This window comes from Kitasatospora sp. NPDC098652 (assembly GCF_044760155.1).
Taxonomy (GTDB): Bacteria; Actinomycetota; Actinomycetes; order Streptomycetales; family Streptomycetaceae; genus Kitasatospora.
The window spans coordinates 252,442-267,410 of the sequence record NZ_JBIWAQ010000003.1; the positions used below are offsets into that span (position 1 = coordinate 252,442).

The 14,969-nt window shown below is 73.1% G+C and carries 15 protein-coding genes; 6 read left to right on the forward strand and 9 right to left on the reverse strand.

The window, feature by feature from the left end; translation table 11 throughout:
• Positions 1 to 8: 8 nt before the first annotated feature.
• Positions 9 to 374 (reverse strand): hypothetical protein, encoded by a 366-nt coding sequence (locus ACIQWA_RS09090; protein WP_402480150.1) that lies wholly within the window; start codon positions 372 to 374, stop codon positions 9 to 11.
• A 268-nt stretch (positions 375 to 642) separates the two neighbouring features.
• On the opposite strand from ACIQWA_RS09090, the gene ACIQWA_RS09095 reads away from it, so the two are divergent.
• Positions 643 to 912, forward strand: coding sequence for a GlsB/YeaQ/YmgE family stress response membrane protein (locus ACIQWA_RS09095; protein ID WP_402480153.1), 270 nt, complete (start codon positions 643 to 645; stop codon positions 910 to 912).
• An 85-nt stretch (positions 913 to 997) separates the two neighbouring features.
• On the forward strand, positions 998 to 1,291 hold the full coding sequence (locus ACIQWA_RS09100; protein ID WP_360245427.1) for a hypothetical protein: 294 nt from the start codon (positions 998 to 1,000) through the stop codon (positions 1,289 to 1,291).
• Between the two features lie 19 nt (positions 1,292 to 1,310).
• Here ACIQWA_RS09100 and ACIQWA_RS09105 read toward each other — a convergent pair whose 3' ends face one another.
• Positions 1,311 to 3,212 (reverse strand): amino acid transporter, encoded by a 1,902-nt coding sequence (locus ACIQWA_RS09105; protein WP_402480156.1) that lies wholly within the window; start codon positions 3,210 to 3,212, stop codon positions 1,311 to 1,313.
• Positions 3,213 to 3,606: 394 nt separating this feature from the next.
• On the opposite strand from ACIQWA_RS09105, the gene ACIQWA_RS09110 reads away from it, so the two are divergent.
• From ACIQWA_RS09110 to ACIQWA_RS09120, 3 genes are all read left to right on the forward strand, one after another.
• The gene (locus ACIQWA_RS09110; protein ID WP_402480158.1) at positions 3,607 to 5,172 is read left to right on the forward strand and encodes a N,N-dimethylformamidase beta subunit family domain-containing protein; all 1,566 of its coding nucleotides are present in this window, start codon (positions 3,607 to 3,609) and stop codon (positions 5,170 to 5,172) included.
• A 194-nt stretch (positions 5,173 to 5,366) separates the two neighbouring features.
• A complete protein-coding gene (locus tag ACIQWA_RS09115) occupies positions 5,367 to 6,104 on the forward strand; it encodes a polyprenol monophosphomannose synthase (RefSeq protein WP_402480161.1) in 738 nt (245 codons plus the stop codon).
• 59 nt (positions 6,105 to 6,163) lie between these two features.
• On the forward strand, positions 6,164 to 7,411 hold the full coding sequence (locus tag ACIQWA_RS09120; protein WP_402480163.1) for an aromatic acid exporter family protein: 1,248 nt from the start codon (positions 6,164 to 6,166) through the stop codon (positions 7,409 to 7,411).
• Between the two features lie 62 nt (positions 7,412 to 7,473).
• On the opposite strand, the gene ACIQWA_RS09125 is transcribed toward ACIQWA_RS09120, so the two are convergent.
• The 6 genes from ACIQWA_RS09125 to ACIQWA_RS09150 form a co-directional block, all read right to left on the reverse strand.
• Complete coding sequence (locus ACIQWA_RS09125; RefSeq protein WP_360245415.1) at positions 7,474 to 7,923, reverse strand: SRPBCC family protein; 450 nt, start codon at positions 7,921 to 7,923, stop codon at positions 7,474 to 7,476.
• Between the two features lie 4 nt (positions 7,924 to 7,927).
• A complete protein-coding gene (locus ACIQWA_RS09130; RefSeq protein WP_402480165.1) occupies positions 7,928 to 8,401 on the reverse strand; it encodes a VOC family protein in 474 nt (157 codons plus the stop codon).
• A gap of 95 nt (positions 8,402 to 8,496) precedes the next feature.
• On the reverse strand, positions 8,497 to 10,491 hold the full coding sequence (locus ACIQWA_RS09135; RefSeq protein ID WP_402480168.1) for a phosphocholine-specific phospholipase C: 1,995 nt from the start codon (positions 10,489 to 10,491) through the stop codon (positions 8,497 to 8,499).
• A gap of 14 nt (positions 10,492 to 10,505) precedes the next feature.
• The gene (locus tag ACIQWA_RS09140; RefSeq protein WP_402480171.1) at positions 10,506 to 11,939 is read right to left on the reverse strand and encodes an endonuclease/exonuclease/phosphatase family protein; all 1,434 of its coding nucleotides are present in this window, start codon (positions 11,937 to 11,939) and stop codon (positions 10,506 to 10,508) included.
• A gap of 326 nt (positions 11,940 to 12,265) precedes the next feature.
• Entirely contained in the window at positions 12,266 to 12,532 is a 267-nt protein-coding gene (locus ACIQWA_RS09145; RefSeq protein ID WP_360245407.1) for a metal-sensitive transcriptional regulator, read from the reverse strand.
• A gap of 198 nt (positions 12,533 to 12,730) precedes the next feature.
• Complete coding sequence (locus ACIQWA_RS09150) at positions 12,731 to 13,078, reverse strand: PRC-barrel domain-containing protein (protein WP_360245404.1); 348 nt, start codon at positions 13,076 to 13,078, stop codon at positions 12,731 to 12,733.
• A gap of 242 nt (positions 13,079 to 13,320) precedes the next feature.
• On the opposite strand from ACIQWA_RS09150, the gene ACIQWA_RS09155 reads away from it, so the two are divergent.
• The gene (locus ACIQWA_RS09155) at positions 13,321 to 14,151 is read left to right on the forward strand and encodes an SAM-dependent methyltransferase (protein WP_402480174.1); all 831 of its coding nucleotides are present in this window, start codon (positions 13,321 to 13,323) and stop codon (positions 14,149 to 14,151) included.
• A 118-nt stretch (positions 14,152 to 14,269) separates the two neighbouring features.
• On the opposite strand, the gene ACIQWA_RS09160 is transcribed toward ACIQWA_RS09155, so the two are convergent.
• Positions 14,270 to 14,923, reverse strand: coding sequence for a hypothetical protein (locus ACIQWA_RS09160; RefSeq protein WP_360245398.1), 654 nt, complete (start codon positions 14,921 to 14,923; stop codon positions 14,270 to 14,272).
• Positions 14,924 to 14,969 lie beyond the last annotated feature (46 nt).

Below are 14,969 nucleotides of genomic sequence, written 5' to 3' on the forward strand. Positions count from 1 at the left end.
GCTCCGGGTCAGGAGACGCGCTTGAGCTGCCAGGAGTTCTTGTCGAAGCTCGGCACGGCCGAGTACTGGCAGCCGGAGCTGTAGAAGCTGCTGACGATCGTCCAGCCGGCCGGCGGCCAGGTCGAGGCGCAGGCGTTGACCGTGGTGCCGACCGGGTAGCCGGTGAGGTCCATGATCTTCTTGGTGTTCGGGGTGAACCCGGAACCGCAGCCCGCGCTGTTCCACCACTGGACGTCCACGAAACCGGCCGGGGTCAGCGAGGAGGCGCAGCTGGTGCTGGTGCTGCCGGGCGCGGCCTGGGCGGTGCCCAGGGCGAGGGTGAAGGCGGCGGCGGTACAGCCGAGGGTGAGGACAGCGGCACGAAGTCGGGTCACGGGGCGGCTCCCTTCGGGTGACGCGGACGGTCCGCGTCAGGAGCCATTCCTACCGGTACGAAACTCCGTCCGAACAGAGCGTTTCCGGCCCCGCCGACGGCGGATTATCGCCCGTCCGCCCCCCGCACCGGCCCGCACCGGGCCCGCCACCTGCGAGGTCTCCCGCCGACGTGCCCGTTCGGCGGAACCGGGTGATCATGGGACGAACCGCGTCTTCGGCGATACGGCGTGCCGGCCCACTCCGGCGGCGCCCGGAAGGTGGACCGCGATGTTCCAGCTCCTGTGGATTCTGCTCATCGGCTTCGTGCTCGGCGTGCTCGCCAAGCTGATCCTGCGCGGGCCGCAGTCGATCCCCTGGTGGCTGACCATGCTCCTCGGCGCCGCCGGGGCCTGGCTCGGCAACGCCGTCTCCGGCTGGATCGGCGTCCGCCACACCTCCGGCATCGACTGGATCCGTCACCTCCTCCAACTCGGCTTCGCCGTCGCCCTGGTGGCCCTCGTCGCCCCGGCCTGGAGCAAGAACCGCGCGCCCCGCTGACCTGACGCCGGGCGGAAGTGTCAGTGGCAGGTGCAAGACTCCCGACAGGGCTCACCGGACGGGCCCCGGACGGGAGGGTTCGCCGATGCCCATCGGAGATCGCTGGCAACTGCTGCGCGGCTGGGAGGTGCTCGGCGAGATCGTCGTGGACGACATGGACTGGCCGTGGCTGTACGGCAGCTTCATACCCCGACCGGGCTTCTCCGAAGTGAAGCCCTGGTTCGACGAGTCCACCGCCCTGGTGGAGGCCGAGGACTACGACGGCTTCGACCGTGCCTACGAACCCATCGAGGAGTCGCTGGGCATGGTCGGCCCCGACGGTCCGGTGGACGGCTTCCTGCTGCACATCAAGGGCGATCAGGCCTGGTTCCGTTGCTGACGACGAGGCCTGAACCGGCTCAGCCCACGTGTACCGCGGGCCGGCGGGCGCGGTCGGGTTCGGCCTCGCGGAGGACTTCGCGGGTCACCGGGGCGATCTCGCCCTGGCCGAACAGGAAGAACCGTAGGAACTGGGCGAAGGGGTTGCCCTCGGTCCACTCGAAGTAGATGTGCGGCAGCTGCCCGGTCATGTCGCGCACCTGGAGCAGCAGCGCGGCCAGCGCATTGGGGACGCTGGAGCTCTGCAGCGTCAGCACCCGGTAGCGGTCGTGCAGCACCTCGCCGCGGACGGTCAGTTCGGCCTCGAAGTCGGACGGGTCGAGCACGGTGACCTCGACGAAGACCAGGTCGTCCTCCGGCGGGATGTCGTTGTCCCGGCGGATCTGGTGGACCTTGTCACGGTACTCGGCGAGGTCCCGGCTGTTCGGCTCGTTGGCGATCAGGCGCAGCGGGCGGTACGTGTAGTCCCGGAGGAACCGCTCGGCGACCTCGTCCAGGACCACGGCGGTGACGCGCAGTTCGAAGGCGCGCTTGAGCCGGGAGAGGAAGGACACCAGCATGATGCCGGCGATGAAGCAGGCGCCGATCTTGACGCCGTCCGGCCGCTCGGCGATGTTCACGGCCGTGGTGTAGAGGAACACGGCGGCGATCACCGCGAAGGTGACGGTCCAGTGCCGCTCCCCGGCCTTGCGGGCGGCGATGGTGACGGCGACCGCGGCGGAGCTGATCAGCACCAGGACGCCGGTCGCGTAGGCGCCGCCCTGGGCGTCGACGTCGGCGTCGAAGATCCAGGTGACCAGGAAGGCGATCAGGGTCAGCACGATGACCGTCGGCCGCACCGCCCGGGCCCAGTGCGGGGCCATGCCGTAGCGGGGCAGGTAGCGGGGCATCAGGTTGAGCAGTCCGGCCATGGCGGAGGCGCCGGCGAACCAGAGGATGGCGATGGTCGACAGGTCGTAGACGCTGCCGAAGGTGCTGCCGAGGTTCTCGTGGGCGAGGAAGGCGAGGGCCCGGCCGTTGGCCGCGCCGCCGGCCTTGAACGCCTCCTTGGGGATGAGCAGTGTGGTGATGATGCTGGTGGAGATCAGGAAGGCGCTCATGATCACGGCGGCGGTGGTGAGCAGGTGCCGGGCGCCGCGGATGCGGCCGGTGGGCTTCTCCTCGGTGTCGTCCGGGTCGCCCTCGATGAGCGGCATCACGGCGACGCCGGTCTCGAAGCCGGACAGGCCCAGGGCCAGCTTGGGGAAGACGATGAGGGCGACGCCGATCATCGCGAAGGCGTTGCCGTGCTCGGCGGTGAGTCCGTCGGTCCAGTCGCCGAACAGGTGCGGTTCCTTGAACACGTGCCAGAGGCCGTTGGCCACCACGACGACGTTGAGCGCGAGGTAGACGCCGACCAGGACGACGGCCAGGCCGATGGCCTCGCTGAACCCCTTGAGGAAGACCGCGCCGAGCAGGGCCACCAGGATCAGGGTGAGCATCACCTGTTTGCCCGACAGGGCGCTGTGCAGGTGCGGGTTCTCGATGAGGTGGGCGGTCGCGTCGGCGGCCGACAGAGTGATGGTGATCATGAAGTCGGTGGCGGCGAAGCCGAGCAGGGTGAGCACGAAGAGCTTGCCCTGCCAGAACGACAGCAGCCGCTCCAGCATCGCGATCGAGCCCTGGCCGTGCGGGCTCTCGGCGGCGACCCGCCGGTAGACCGGCAGGGCGCCGAACAGGGTGACCAGCACCAGGACGACGGTGGCGATCGGTGACAGCAGGCCGGCCGCCAGGGCGGCGATGCCGGGCTGGTAGCCGAGGGTGGAGAAGTAGTCCAGGCCGGTCAGGCACATCACCCGCCACCAGCGCGTGCCCTTCTCGGCGGGCGCCTCCACGTGCGGGCCGGGGTGCTGCTTGGCCATGTCCGAGAGGCCTTCGAGCATCCACGCCCGGAACCTCGTGCCCCGCGTCGACGGCGCCGTTCCCGGTTCGACCGAACCCGAGGAGACCACGTACACCCCTGTCCACGACTCGGCCGGCCGCCGCACGGTTCCGGACCCCCAAGGCCGCCGGACGGCGGGCCCGGCCAGGCTAGGGGACGGGGCCGGAGCGGGCCGGGCAGCCGCGCGGGCGGACACGCCGAGGTGCGCCCGGACGGCCCTGCCGGCGTGCGGCCGGCCCCCGGCCGTGCTCGGGACCGCGGCGCGGCGGTCACCGGAGGCCCCCTCGAACGGGGTAGACATGTCCGCGCGCGTTGACTCACCGTGTTGACCCATGAGGTTGACCCACCGGGTTGACGCGCCCTCGGGTACGGCGACGGACGGCAGGGAGACAACGGTGACGGAACCGACTCGGCGGAGGATCCTCGGCCTGGGCCTGATGGCGGCCGCCGTCACCTCCTGCGGCACCCGGCACTCCGACGCCGCCCCGCTCCCCACGCCCGACGCCCCGGGCACCCCCGGCCCGGCGGACCCCTCCGGCACCCGGCACGCCGGGCCCGCGGAGGCCTCCCCGAACGAACAGTCGCTGCCCGGCAACGCCGACTGGCAGATCACCGACCCCGGCGCGCCCGGCGCCGTCGAGGGCTTCGCCGACCGGGTCAGCGTGCTGCCCGGCGAGACCTTCGGCCTGCACGTCTCCACCGCGGCCACCGCCTTCACCGTCTCCGCGTACCGGATGGGCTGGTACGGCGGCGCCCGGGGCCGGCTGGTCTGGCGCCGCGAGCACGTGCCCGGCGGCAAGCAGGCCGCCCCGCACGTCGACCCGACCACCCGCACCGTACTGACCGGCTGGCGGCGCACCCTCGCCGTGGACACCACCGGCTGGCCCGAGGGCGCCTACCTGCTGCGGCTGGACGCCGAGGACGGCTCCGGCCGCAGCTACGTCCCGCTCACCGTCCGCTCCGCGCGCACCGCCGGAAGGACCGTGGTGATGAGCGCCCCGGCGACCTGGCAGGCCTACAACGAATGGGGCGGCTACAGCCTCTACAACGGCCCGACCGGCACCCTGGCCACCCGCTCGCTGCGGGTCGTCCTCGACCGGCCGCACGACTACGACCACGGCGCCGGGCGCTTCCTGGTCTACGAGGCGCCGCTGATCGCCCTGGCCGAGCGACTCGGGCTGCCACTGGCGTACACCACCGGGATCGACGTGGCCCGCGAGCCCGGCCTGCTGCACGGGGCGAGCGCCCTGCTCTCGCTGGGCCACGACGAGTACTGGTCCCCCGAGCAGCGCGCCAACGTGACGGCGGCCCGCGACGCCGGGACCAACCTGGTGATCCTCGGCGCCAACTGCTGCTTCCGCCGGGTCCGCTTCGAGCCCAGCGAGCTCGGGCCGGACCGCACCGTGGTCTGCTACAAGGACGCCTGGGCGCAGGACCCGGGCCACCAGGCGGGCGCCCCGGCGACCACCGACTTCCGCACCGGCCCGGGCGCCGACCCGGAGAGTTCGATGCTCGGCGTGATCTACGACGGCTACCCGGTGGACGCCCCGTACGTGGTCACCTCGCCGGAGCACTGGGCCTTCGAGGGGACGGGCGTGACGGCCGGGGCGTCCTTCCCGCACCTGGTCGGCGTCGAGTACGACCGGGTCGACACCGCCTTCCCCACCCCGCGCCCGATCGAGGTGATCGCCCACTCCCCCGTGGTCTGCGAGGGCCGGCGCTCCCACTCCGACACCGCCTACTACACCGTGCCCAGCGGCGCGGGCGTCTTCGCCACCGGCACGATGCGCTGGGTGGAGGCCCTGGACGCCCACGGCAGCGGCGTGCACGGCATCGACGCCCACGCCGGGGACGTGGTCCGCAAGGTCACCGAGAACGTCCTGCGCCTGTTCGCCGCCGGCCCGGCCGGCCGCACCCACCCCGCCCGCGACAACCTGTCGGCCGTCTACGGCAAGGCGTAGCCGGCGTCCCGCGGTCCATCGTGATCGAACCGGCCCACGGCCCCGGCCGCGGGGATCCGCCCTGCTCCCCCGGGGCGGGAAGGGGCCGTTGCCCCGGCTAGACTCGCACGATCTGACAGCAGCGAAGGTCGTCCAGGACAACCGACCGGTGCGGCACGGGGTGCCGACCGGCGAGGGTACGAGGGAAACAGAACATGGTCGAGGCCTCCCCGAAGGTCGTTGTCGTCGTCCCCACGTACAACGAGCGGGAGAACCTTCCGGTCCTCGCCGGGCTCCTCACGGACCTCGCGGTGCCCAACCTGCACCTGCTGGTGGTCGACGACAACTCCCCCGACGGCACCGGCGAGATCGCCGACAAGCTCGCCGCCGACTCCGCGGGCACCGTCGGCGTGCTGCACCGCACCGAGAAGGACGGCCTCGGCCGCGCCTACCTGGCCGGGATGGCCCGGGCGCTGGACGAGGGCGCCGACGTCGTGGTCCAGATGGACGCCGACCTCTCGCACCCGGCCTCCGCGATACCCGCGATGGTCAGCACCCTGCTCGCCGACGAAGGCACCGCCGTGGTGCTCGGCTCCCGCTACGTGCCCGGCGGTTCGACCGCCGCGGAGTGGCCCTGGCACCGCAAGGCCCTCTCCGCCTGGGCCAACTTCTACGTCAACGCGATCCTCGGCCTCGGCGTCCGGGACGCCACCGCGGGCTTCAAGGCCTGGCGGGCGAGCGCCCTGCGGGCCATCGACCTGCCGACCGTGCGGAGCAACGGGTACTCGTTCCAGGTCGAGATGAACTACCGGGCGGTCCAGCAGGGGCTGACCATCCGCGAGGTGCCGATCCGCTTCGAGGAGCGGATCGAGGGCGCCTCCAAGATGAGCATCGGGGTGCAGGTCGAGTCCGCGCTGGCGCCCTGGAAGCTGCGCTTCAACCGCGAGGGCTAGACGAGTAGTCCCGGCCGCGACGGGCGGTGCGGGCGGCGGGTACGGGGAACAAGGCCGACATGGCCCTTCTGCCGGAGTCCCTGACGCCCCTGGTCCGCCGCGCCGCCCGGGACCCGTTCGCCGTCCAGACGCTGCGGGCCACCGTGGCCGCCACCCTGTCGTTCGCGGTGGCCACCCAGCTCAGCAGCGAGCCCGCTCCGCTGACGGCGCCGCTCACCGCGCTGCTGGTGGTCCAGGTCACCGTCTACTCGACGCTCAAGACCAGCGTCCGCCGGGTGGTCTCGGTGGTGGTCGGGGTGCTGATCGCGATCGGGTTCAGCACCGTGGTCGGGCTCTCCTGGTGGAGCCTCGGGCTGATCATCCTGGCCTCCCTGGTGATCGGGCGGTTCGTCCGGGTCGAGGAGTTCGTCCAGGAGGTCGCGATCAGCGCGATGCTGATCCTGGGCGTGACCAAGCTGACCTCCCAGGCCTGGGACCGGGTGCTGGAGACCCTGATCGGCGCGGCCGTCGGCCTGCTGTTCAACCTGCTGTTCGCCCCGCCGGTCTGGGTGGACACCGCCGGGGAGTCGATCGAGGACCTCGCCCGGCGGGCCCGTCAGCTGCTGGTCGACATCTCCGAGCAGCTGGGCCGCCCCACCCCGGTGGCCCGGGCCGCCGAGCGGCTGCACGAGGCCCGGCGGCTCGACCAGGCGATCGCGGACGTGGACGCGGCGCTGCGCCAGGCCGAGGACAGCCTGCGCCTCAACCCCCGGATCAGCGAGGGCCTGCTCTCCCGGCTGGTGCTGCGCACCGGGCTGGACACCCTGGAGATCTGCGTGGTGGTGATCCGGGTGCTGGCCCGCTCGGTGACCGACCTGGCCAAGCGGCGCGAGCCGTCGGAGCAGCTGTTCCCGCCAGAGGTCGCGGTCGGGCTGGAGGAGCTGCTGGCGCACGTCGGCGGGGCGCTGGTCAGCTTCGCGGTGCTGGTCACCACCCAGGTGAGCCGCAACGCCGAGGAGGCCGAGGAGCGGCTGACCGCCGAACTCGCGGCGGCCTGGACCTGCCGGGAGAACGTCGCCCAGGTGCTGCTGCGCAAGGTCCAGCAGCACCCGGAGGCCTGGCAGCTGCACGGCGCGATGCTGGCCGAGGTCGACCGGATCCTGGACGAGCTGGACCTGGAGCACCGCAGTCGGCGGCTGATGGAGGAGCTGGACCGGGCCTCACTGGCCGGCCGGGAGCGGTTCTCCCGCCTCACCGGGCTGCGCCGCGCCGTCGGCGGCCGACGGCGGGGGGAACGGGAGCGCCCGGCCGCGGGGGCCGGGCGCTGACGGGGCGACGGGGGCCGATCGGGAGCGGGGCGGGGCGGGGCTGGGCCGGGGGACGGCGGAGGTCAGGGCATCAGCCAGGGCTGCTGCGGCAGCGGGTGGCCGGTCTCCAGGTAGGTCTTGAGGTTGGACAGCACCGCCGACCAGCCCCGTTCGGCGTCCGCGCGCTCGGGCTCGTCGGCGAGGTCCTCGTGGGTGACGGTGAGCCGGGTGAGGTCCTGCCAGTGCCGCAGCTCGAAGGTGACCCGGGAGGGCCCGCCGGGGCGGTCGCCCTCCGGTCCGGCCCAGGTGGTGACCAGCCGGTGCGGGCGGTCCGCCACCTCGACGATGCCGATCACGTCGGCGATCCCGGAGTCGTCGGTGCGCTGGTGCTCCCAGGGCGCGCCGGGCAGCCAGGTGGAGACGTTGCGGTGGCCCCAGTAGAGACCGGACTCGTCGGCGTTGGTGAGCGCGTGCCAGACCCGTTCCGGGGTGGCGCGCAGGTACACGATGCTGCGGTGGCGGAAGGCGGTCACGGCCTCAGCCCCTGGCCGCGTCGAGCAGCGGCTGGATCTCGATCTTCCCCATTCGCATCATGGCCGCCATCACCCGGTCCGCCTTGGCCCGGTCCTGGTCGCCGACCAGGTCCAGCAGGACGCGCGGGGTGATCTGCCAGGAGAGGCCGAAGCGGTCCTTGAGCCAGCCGCACGGGCCCTCCTGGCCGCCGTCGGCGGTGAGCTTCGCCCAGAGCTCGTCGACCTCCCGCTGGTCCTCGCACTCGACCTGGAGCGAGATCGCCTCGGTGAAGTGGAACTGGGGGCCGCCGTTGAGCGCCGCGTAGGGCCGGCCGGCGAGTTCGAACTCCACGGTCATCACCGTGCCGGCCGGCATCGGGGCGCCCTCGCCGTAGCGGGTGACCTTGGTGATCCGGGAGTCGGGGAACAGCGAGGTGTAGAGGGCGGCGGCCGCTTCGGCCTGGTCGTCGTACCAGAGGAAGGTGGTGATTTTCTGCATGGGCCGACGGTAGCGGCGGGCTCCGACAGCGCGGCCGAGCCACGGCCGGGGGTCACCGGATCGGCGCCCCCGGCCGCGCGGGACACGCCCCGGGGTCAGTGCACCCAGCCCGCGTAGCGCTGGACGAAGCGCAAGCCGGTGTGGGCGGTGACCACGACGTCGTAACGGCCCTGCTTGTCCAGCGGCCAGGACAGGTCCACCTGCTTGCCGGGCTTGACCCAGACGGTCTGCGGGCTGCCCGCGAAGTCGTTGGGCGCGGCGGTGAACGCCACGTCCGTCAGACCGTCGTTGGCCACCTGGAGGGTGAGCCGGAGGCTGCCGTGCAGGTCGGCGGTGACGATCGGTACGCCGATGTCGTTCTGGCCGTCCTGCCCGTCCCGGACGACCGTCCCGGCGAAGCGGCGCACAAAGCCGTCCGGGCCGTGCACGGTGAAGTCGTAGCGGCCGCCGGTGGCGGCCGCGTCCCAGACGTAGGTGGCGTTCGCGCCGGGGGCGACGGTGTACGGGGTGCCCGCGAACGGGAGCAGGATGTTCGGGTAGACGGTGTACGGGAAGGCCACCGAACCGTCGTTGCTCATGGTGCAGGTGACCTTGCCGGTCCTGCGGTCCACCGCGACGTCGGCCCAGGGCTGGTACGGCAGCGGGCGGTGCGGGCGCTCGCCGCGCTCCTGGACGGGCATCGCCTGGGCGCCGGTGGCCGGGAGGGCGACGCCGGGCAGCTTGGTGCCCGCGTCGGCCTTGGCCATCAGGGCGTTGGTGTCCGGCAGCTTCGGGATCGAGGTGTCCGGGGCGGCGAAGTCGAAGCAGCTGGTGAGGTCGCCGCAGACGGCCCGGCGCCAGGCGGAGATGTTGGGCTCGGCCACGCCGGTCACCACCTCCATGAAGCGCAGCACCGAAGTGTGGTCGAACACCTGGGAGTTGACCCAGCCGCCGCGCGACCAGGGGGACGCCACCCAGAGCGGGACCCGGTTGCCGAGGCCGATGGCGCGCCCCTGGGTGAACTCCTCGGGGGTGCCGGGCTCGGGGGTGGGCGGGACGACGTGGTCGAAGTAGCCGTCGTTCTCGTCGTACATGACCAGGAAGACGGTGTGCTGCCAGACCGCGGGGTTGGACATCAGCGACTGCAGCGCCTGGTTGACCCAGTGCGCGCCGTAGGCCGGGCCGGCCTCCGGGTGCTCGGAGAACAGGTAGGGGGCGACCAGCCAGGAGATGGTCGGCAGGGTGCCGTCCTTGCAGTGGCGGTCGAAGTCGGTGGGGTCGAACTTGGTCATCGCGTTGACGTAACGCGGGTCGTCGTGCGGGAAGTCGTGGAACTGCTTGAAGTAGGAGAGGGCGTTGTCGTCGTAGTCGCCGGTGCGGTCGTCCTTGCTGGGGTTGTGGTAGACCCGCCAGCTGACGCCGGCCGCCTGGAGGCGCTCGGCGTAGGTGGTCCAGTCGGCGACGGGGTTGTCGGTGACCGGGGTGTTGTCGATCCAGGGGCCGGTGGTGCCGTCGCGGCCGGGGCCGGAGGTGCCGGTCCACAGGTAGAGCCGGTTGGGGTCGGTGGGGCCGGCCAGCGAGGTGAAGTAGGCGTCGCAGAGGGTGAACGCGTCGGCCAGGGCGTACTGGAAGGGGATGTCCTCCCGGGTGAAGTAGCCCATGGTGCGCTCGCCCTTGGCGGCGATCCACTTGTTCATCGCGCCGTTGTTGATGGCCTGGTGGCCGGTCGCCCAGTCGTGGGCGAGGCCGCCGGCGTTCTGCGCGTTGTACTTGGAGGTGTCCATCCGGTACGGCAGCATCACTCCGCCGTCGCTGCGGCGGGCGTCAGGCTGGCGGAACACGTCCGTGCCGTCCGGGAACTGGAGCGCCTGCTTGTCGCCGAAGCCGCGGACACCGCTCAGGGTGCCGAAGTAGTGGTCGAAGCTGCGGTTCTCCTGCATCAGGACGACGACGTGCCTGACGTCCTTGACGGTGCCGGTCAGGGCGGTGGCGGGCGCGGCGGCGGGGGCGGCCGGGGCGGCGTCGGCCCGGGTGGCGGCCAGGCCGGTCAGGGCGGTGGCGCCGACGGCCGCGGAGGCGTTGACGAAGGTGCGGCGGGAGAGCTCGGACATCACGAACTGGCCTCTCAGAGCTGGAAGGTGGCGACGGCGGCGGCGGTGTCGGAGGGCCACTCGTTGCCGGCGGCGTTCGGCTCCGGCTGGGGCCAGTCGGCGACCAGCGTGTGCGCCTCGACCAGTTTCAGCGCGCCGGTGTACTGGACGACGTCGATCCGGTCCTGCGGCTCGGGGCGGTCGCCGCGGCGCTTGCGGGTGGGCGACCAGGTGGCGCCCGGGGCCTTGGCCGGGTCGCGGTTCTCCTCGCGGAAGGTGTCGGTCAGCCCGGCGGCCTGGAGCACGGTGGTGACCGGCCAGGCGAGCGCGCCGACGCCCTGGTGGGCGGCGGCGGTGGCGGCCGTCCAGTCCAGGTGGGAGGGCGAGGAGAGGGCACCGGCCAGCACCACCGGGAGTCCTCGGGCGGCGTCGGCGCGCACCGCGGCGGCCAGCGCCTCGGCCTGCTTGAGCCGCAGCGAGGCGTTCTCGGCGGCCAGCACCTGGGCGGCGGTGCCGCCGTCCTGCACGGCGTACGGGCCGTAGCCCGCCTCGTCGAGGTGCGCGGCCCAGAACCGGACGCCGCGGCCGCCGGGCAGCTGGACGGTGGCCGCGACGGCGGGCAACTCGGCGGTGGCCGCGGCCGGTTCGGTGAGCGGGTAGCGGCTGAGGACGCCGACGCTGCCCGGGCTCTGGAGGGCGTACCAGCCGAGGGCGTCGGCCAGGGTCTTCGCCCGCTCGCCGGCCGTCTCCTGGAGGGCGAGTACGTCCAGGCCCTGGGCGAGGACGACGCGCAGCTGCTTCTCCAGCGCGTCGGTGTAGCCCTTGCCGGCGTCGTGCAGGTTCCAGCTGGCGGCCTTGAGCCGGGGCGGGGCGGCCTGGTCCACGACCGGGACGAGCACGGTGACGGTGTCGGTGGCGCCGGTGCTGTCCTTGACGCCGACCACGACCAGCTCGGGGTTGCGGCCGGCGGCGGGTGCGGTGCCGGTGATCGTGCCGTCGGCGGCGACCGCGGCCCAGGCCGCGCCGCCGAGCTTGCGGTAGGCGGCCGAGCCGGGGCCGTTGCCCGCCGGGCGGGACCAGAGGCCGCCGAGCCGGATCCGCACGGCCGCACCGGGGGCGACCGGAGTGGCGGTGAAGGAGTCGACGACGGCGTGCGGGCGGACCACCGGGGGCTTGGTTCGGAAGCTGAACGGGGCGGTCCGGGCCAGGATGCCGTAGCCGTCCTTGGCCAGCAGGTAGGCGGTGTACGGGCCGCCGGTCAGCGCGGAGGTGTCGAGCTGGACGTCGCCGGAGGCGCCGGGGGTGTACTTCCAGAGCAGCGAGGAGCCGGTGCCGGGCTGGCGGCTGCCGTCGTAGATGCCGACCCAGTTCTTGGCGTCGGGGGCGTCGGTGGTCCAGTGGAAGGTGAGCCGGTCGCCTTCGGCGGGGCTGCTGGTTGAGGTCGGGGTCAGGGCGCTGCCTGCGGCCACGGTTGTCCTGTCCGCCGCCGGCGGGCCCGGTCCGCCGGGGGACGGTGTCGGGGCCGCACGCGGCTGGTCACGGAGGCTGGGAGGGAGGAAGCCCGCAGTTGGCTGTACAACTAGGGGCGGGCTCATTCATCCGAAGGCCAGCGACCGGGGCGTGAACGGCGCGTGACGGGGCATCGGGCGGTTCGGGAACTCCGTGGCGCGACCGGCGCCGGGGATGCGCGGAGGGCCGCGACGGGCGATCCGTCGCGGCCCTCGGGGCGGCCTTGCTGCGTGCCGTGCTGTGTCGTTTTGTGGTGTGGTCGTGCTGCGCGGCCTTGCTGGGGCGGTCAGGCCAGGGCGAGGAAGAGCTTCTCCAGTTCGGCCTCGCTCATCGGCGCGGCATCGTCGTCGGCGGCGGCCATGCACTGGCGCATCCCGCTCGCCACGATCTTGAACCCGGCCCGGTCCAGGGCGCGCGAGACGGCGGCGAGTTGGGTGACCACGTCCTTGCAGTCCCGCCCCGCCTCGATCATCGCGATCACCCCGGCCAACTGGCCCTGGGCCCGGCGCAGTCGGTTCAGGACCGCGCCGACCGCCTCCTCGTCCACCTGCATGTGCGGGCCGCCTTTCGCCTCGACTCTCGATGGACAAGTGTACCCGGCGGGGTATTCATTCCCGGCCGGACGAAGATCGTCGCGAGGCGGGCGACGGCGGCGGGTGACTGCGGGCGGCTGCGGGCCAGGGTCAGCGCCGGGCCAGGGTCAGCGCCGGGCCAGCGTCAGCGCCGGGCCAGCGTCAGCGCCGGGCCAGCGTCAGCGCCGGGCCAGGCGGCGTTCGCCCGCGGCGCCCGTCGCGTACGGCAGCTCGTAGTACGCGAACACCTCGGGCTCGTCGGTGGCGGGCAGGATGTCGTCGGTGCCGATCGCCGGGGCGTCCTTGACCTTGCTCCGCGGGTACGCCACCCGCAGGTAGGCCGGGCCGACCACCGCCCCCTCCAGCGGGACGAAGGCCAGCCGGCGCTTGGTCATCATGCCCATCGTGACGGTGGCGAAGAACGGCTCGTCGGTGGACGTCTCGACGTAGACCGACTCCAGTGTGCCGATCCGCTTCCCGTTCTCGTCGACCACGTCCTGGCCCCGCCACTCGCGGATGTCTGCCATAGCGATTCCCATGGGCCCGGACCTCCCGTGTCACGCACTGCCACTGCCCTCGGCCCCTGCTTTCGGGCCCCGGAGTTCCCATCCTGCGCCGGGACGGGCACCGGGGCACCACGAAAGGGACATACGGGGGCGAGCCGGCCAACCGCCACCAGGGCACTGACCTGGGCTTTAGGCTGTCCGCCGACGTTCGGAACAGCCCGCTCGGGGAGCGCCCCGGCCGGGACGGCAGAGGGGCGGCAGGCATGGGGTACCAGAGCATGTGGGAGTCCGGCGGCCCCCGGATCGCGGCCGACCTGCGGCCCGACACACCCCACCCGGCCCGGATGTACGACTACTACCTGGGCGGCAAGGACAACTTTCCCGCCGACCGCGCCGCCGCCGAGAAGGCGCTCGCCGCCAACCCGGAGTTCCGCTCCACCGCCCGGGCCAACCGGGGCTTCCTGACCCGGGCGGTGCGCTGCGTCGCCGAGCTGGGCGTCGACCAGTTCCTCGACGTCGGCACCGGCATCCCGACCGCCGGCAACACCCACCAGATCGCCCAGGCCGTGGACCCGGCCGCCCGGGTCGTCTACGTCGACAACGACCCGATCGTGCTCAGCCACGCCCGCGCCCTGATGGCGGGCGCCGGGCCCGGACGCACCACCGTGCTCCAGGCCGACCTGCGGGAGCCGACCGCGGTGCTGGAGGCCGTCCGGGCCGAGGGGCTGCTGGACTTCTCCCGGCCGGTCGGGCTGGTGCTCGCCGCCGTGCTGCACTTCCTGCGCGACGAGGACGAGCCGTACCGGGCGGTGGCCACGCTGCTCGCCGCCCTGCCGTCCGGCAGTCACCTGGTGCTCTCGCACGGCACGGCCGACTTCATCCCCGCCTCGGTCCGGGACCGGGTCACCGGCGTGTACGACAGGGCCACCGCGCCGCTGGTCGGGCGGAGCCGGGAGCAGGTGCGGGAGTTCTTCGACGGGCTGGAGCTGCTGGAGCCCGGGGTGGTCACCGTCCCGCTCTGGCGGCCGGAGGAGGAGCCGGCCCCGGGCGCGGAGCGGGTGAGCATGTACGGCGCGGTGGCGCGCAAGCCCTGACCCGGCGTCAAGTTCGAGGGGGGCGTCTCCGCAGCGTCGCCGACGGGGAACTGCCGCTCCGGGCGCGCGCGTCGGCGCGCGCACCCGGAGCGGACGTGCCGTCGAGGGTCGTCGAGGGTCAGAGGCCGGTCTGCACCTCGGCGCGGTGCCGGATGTACTCGTCGGGGTGGGAGCGGGCGATGGCGACCGCCGTCTCCACCAGGGCGTGCAGTTCGACCGGGTAGGCGCGCGGCACCAGCGGCAGGCCGGGCAGGATGCAGCGGCGGACGTCCAGGTCCTCGTTGCCGACGAACTCCCGCAGTGCGGCCCGGTTCCAGCTGTCGCGCACGGTGGCGCCCTCGTCGGCGGTCGCGTGCCGGCCGCCGACGACCGTCAGCGCCGTCCAGTACCACGCCCGGGCGGCGCCCGCCCGCTCCGGGTTGGTGCCGGTCTGCAGGTAGCCGAGCAGGGCCAGCCGGACCCGGCGCTGGCCGAAGGCGATCAGGGCGGGCTCGACGAAGCGGCGATTGAAGCTCGGGTTGGGGTCGTGGACCGCCGCCTCCAACAGCGGCTCGAAGTACTCCTCGGGCAGCTCGGACCGACCGGCGAGCGCCTTGTGGACCTCCCATCGGGCCGCACCGGCGTAGTCCGCCCCCGTCGCGACCTCGGCCCCGAGCACGCGGAGCAGACGCGCGAGCCGCAGCTCGAACGCCTGCGATCCGCCCTCCGTGCGCTCGGGCAACGGCTGGAGAACCCGCACCTCGCCGGCCGTGTCCTTGGTTTCCACGAACATCCTCCTCATTCTGAGTCATCGGCAGACTACTCGCTGATACACCAGT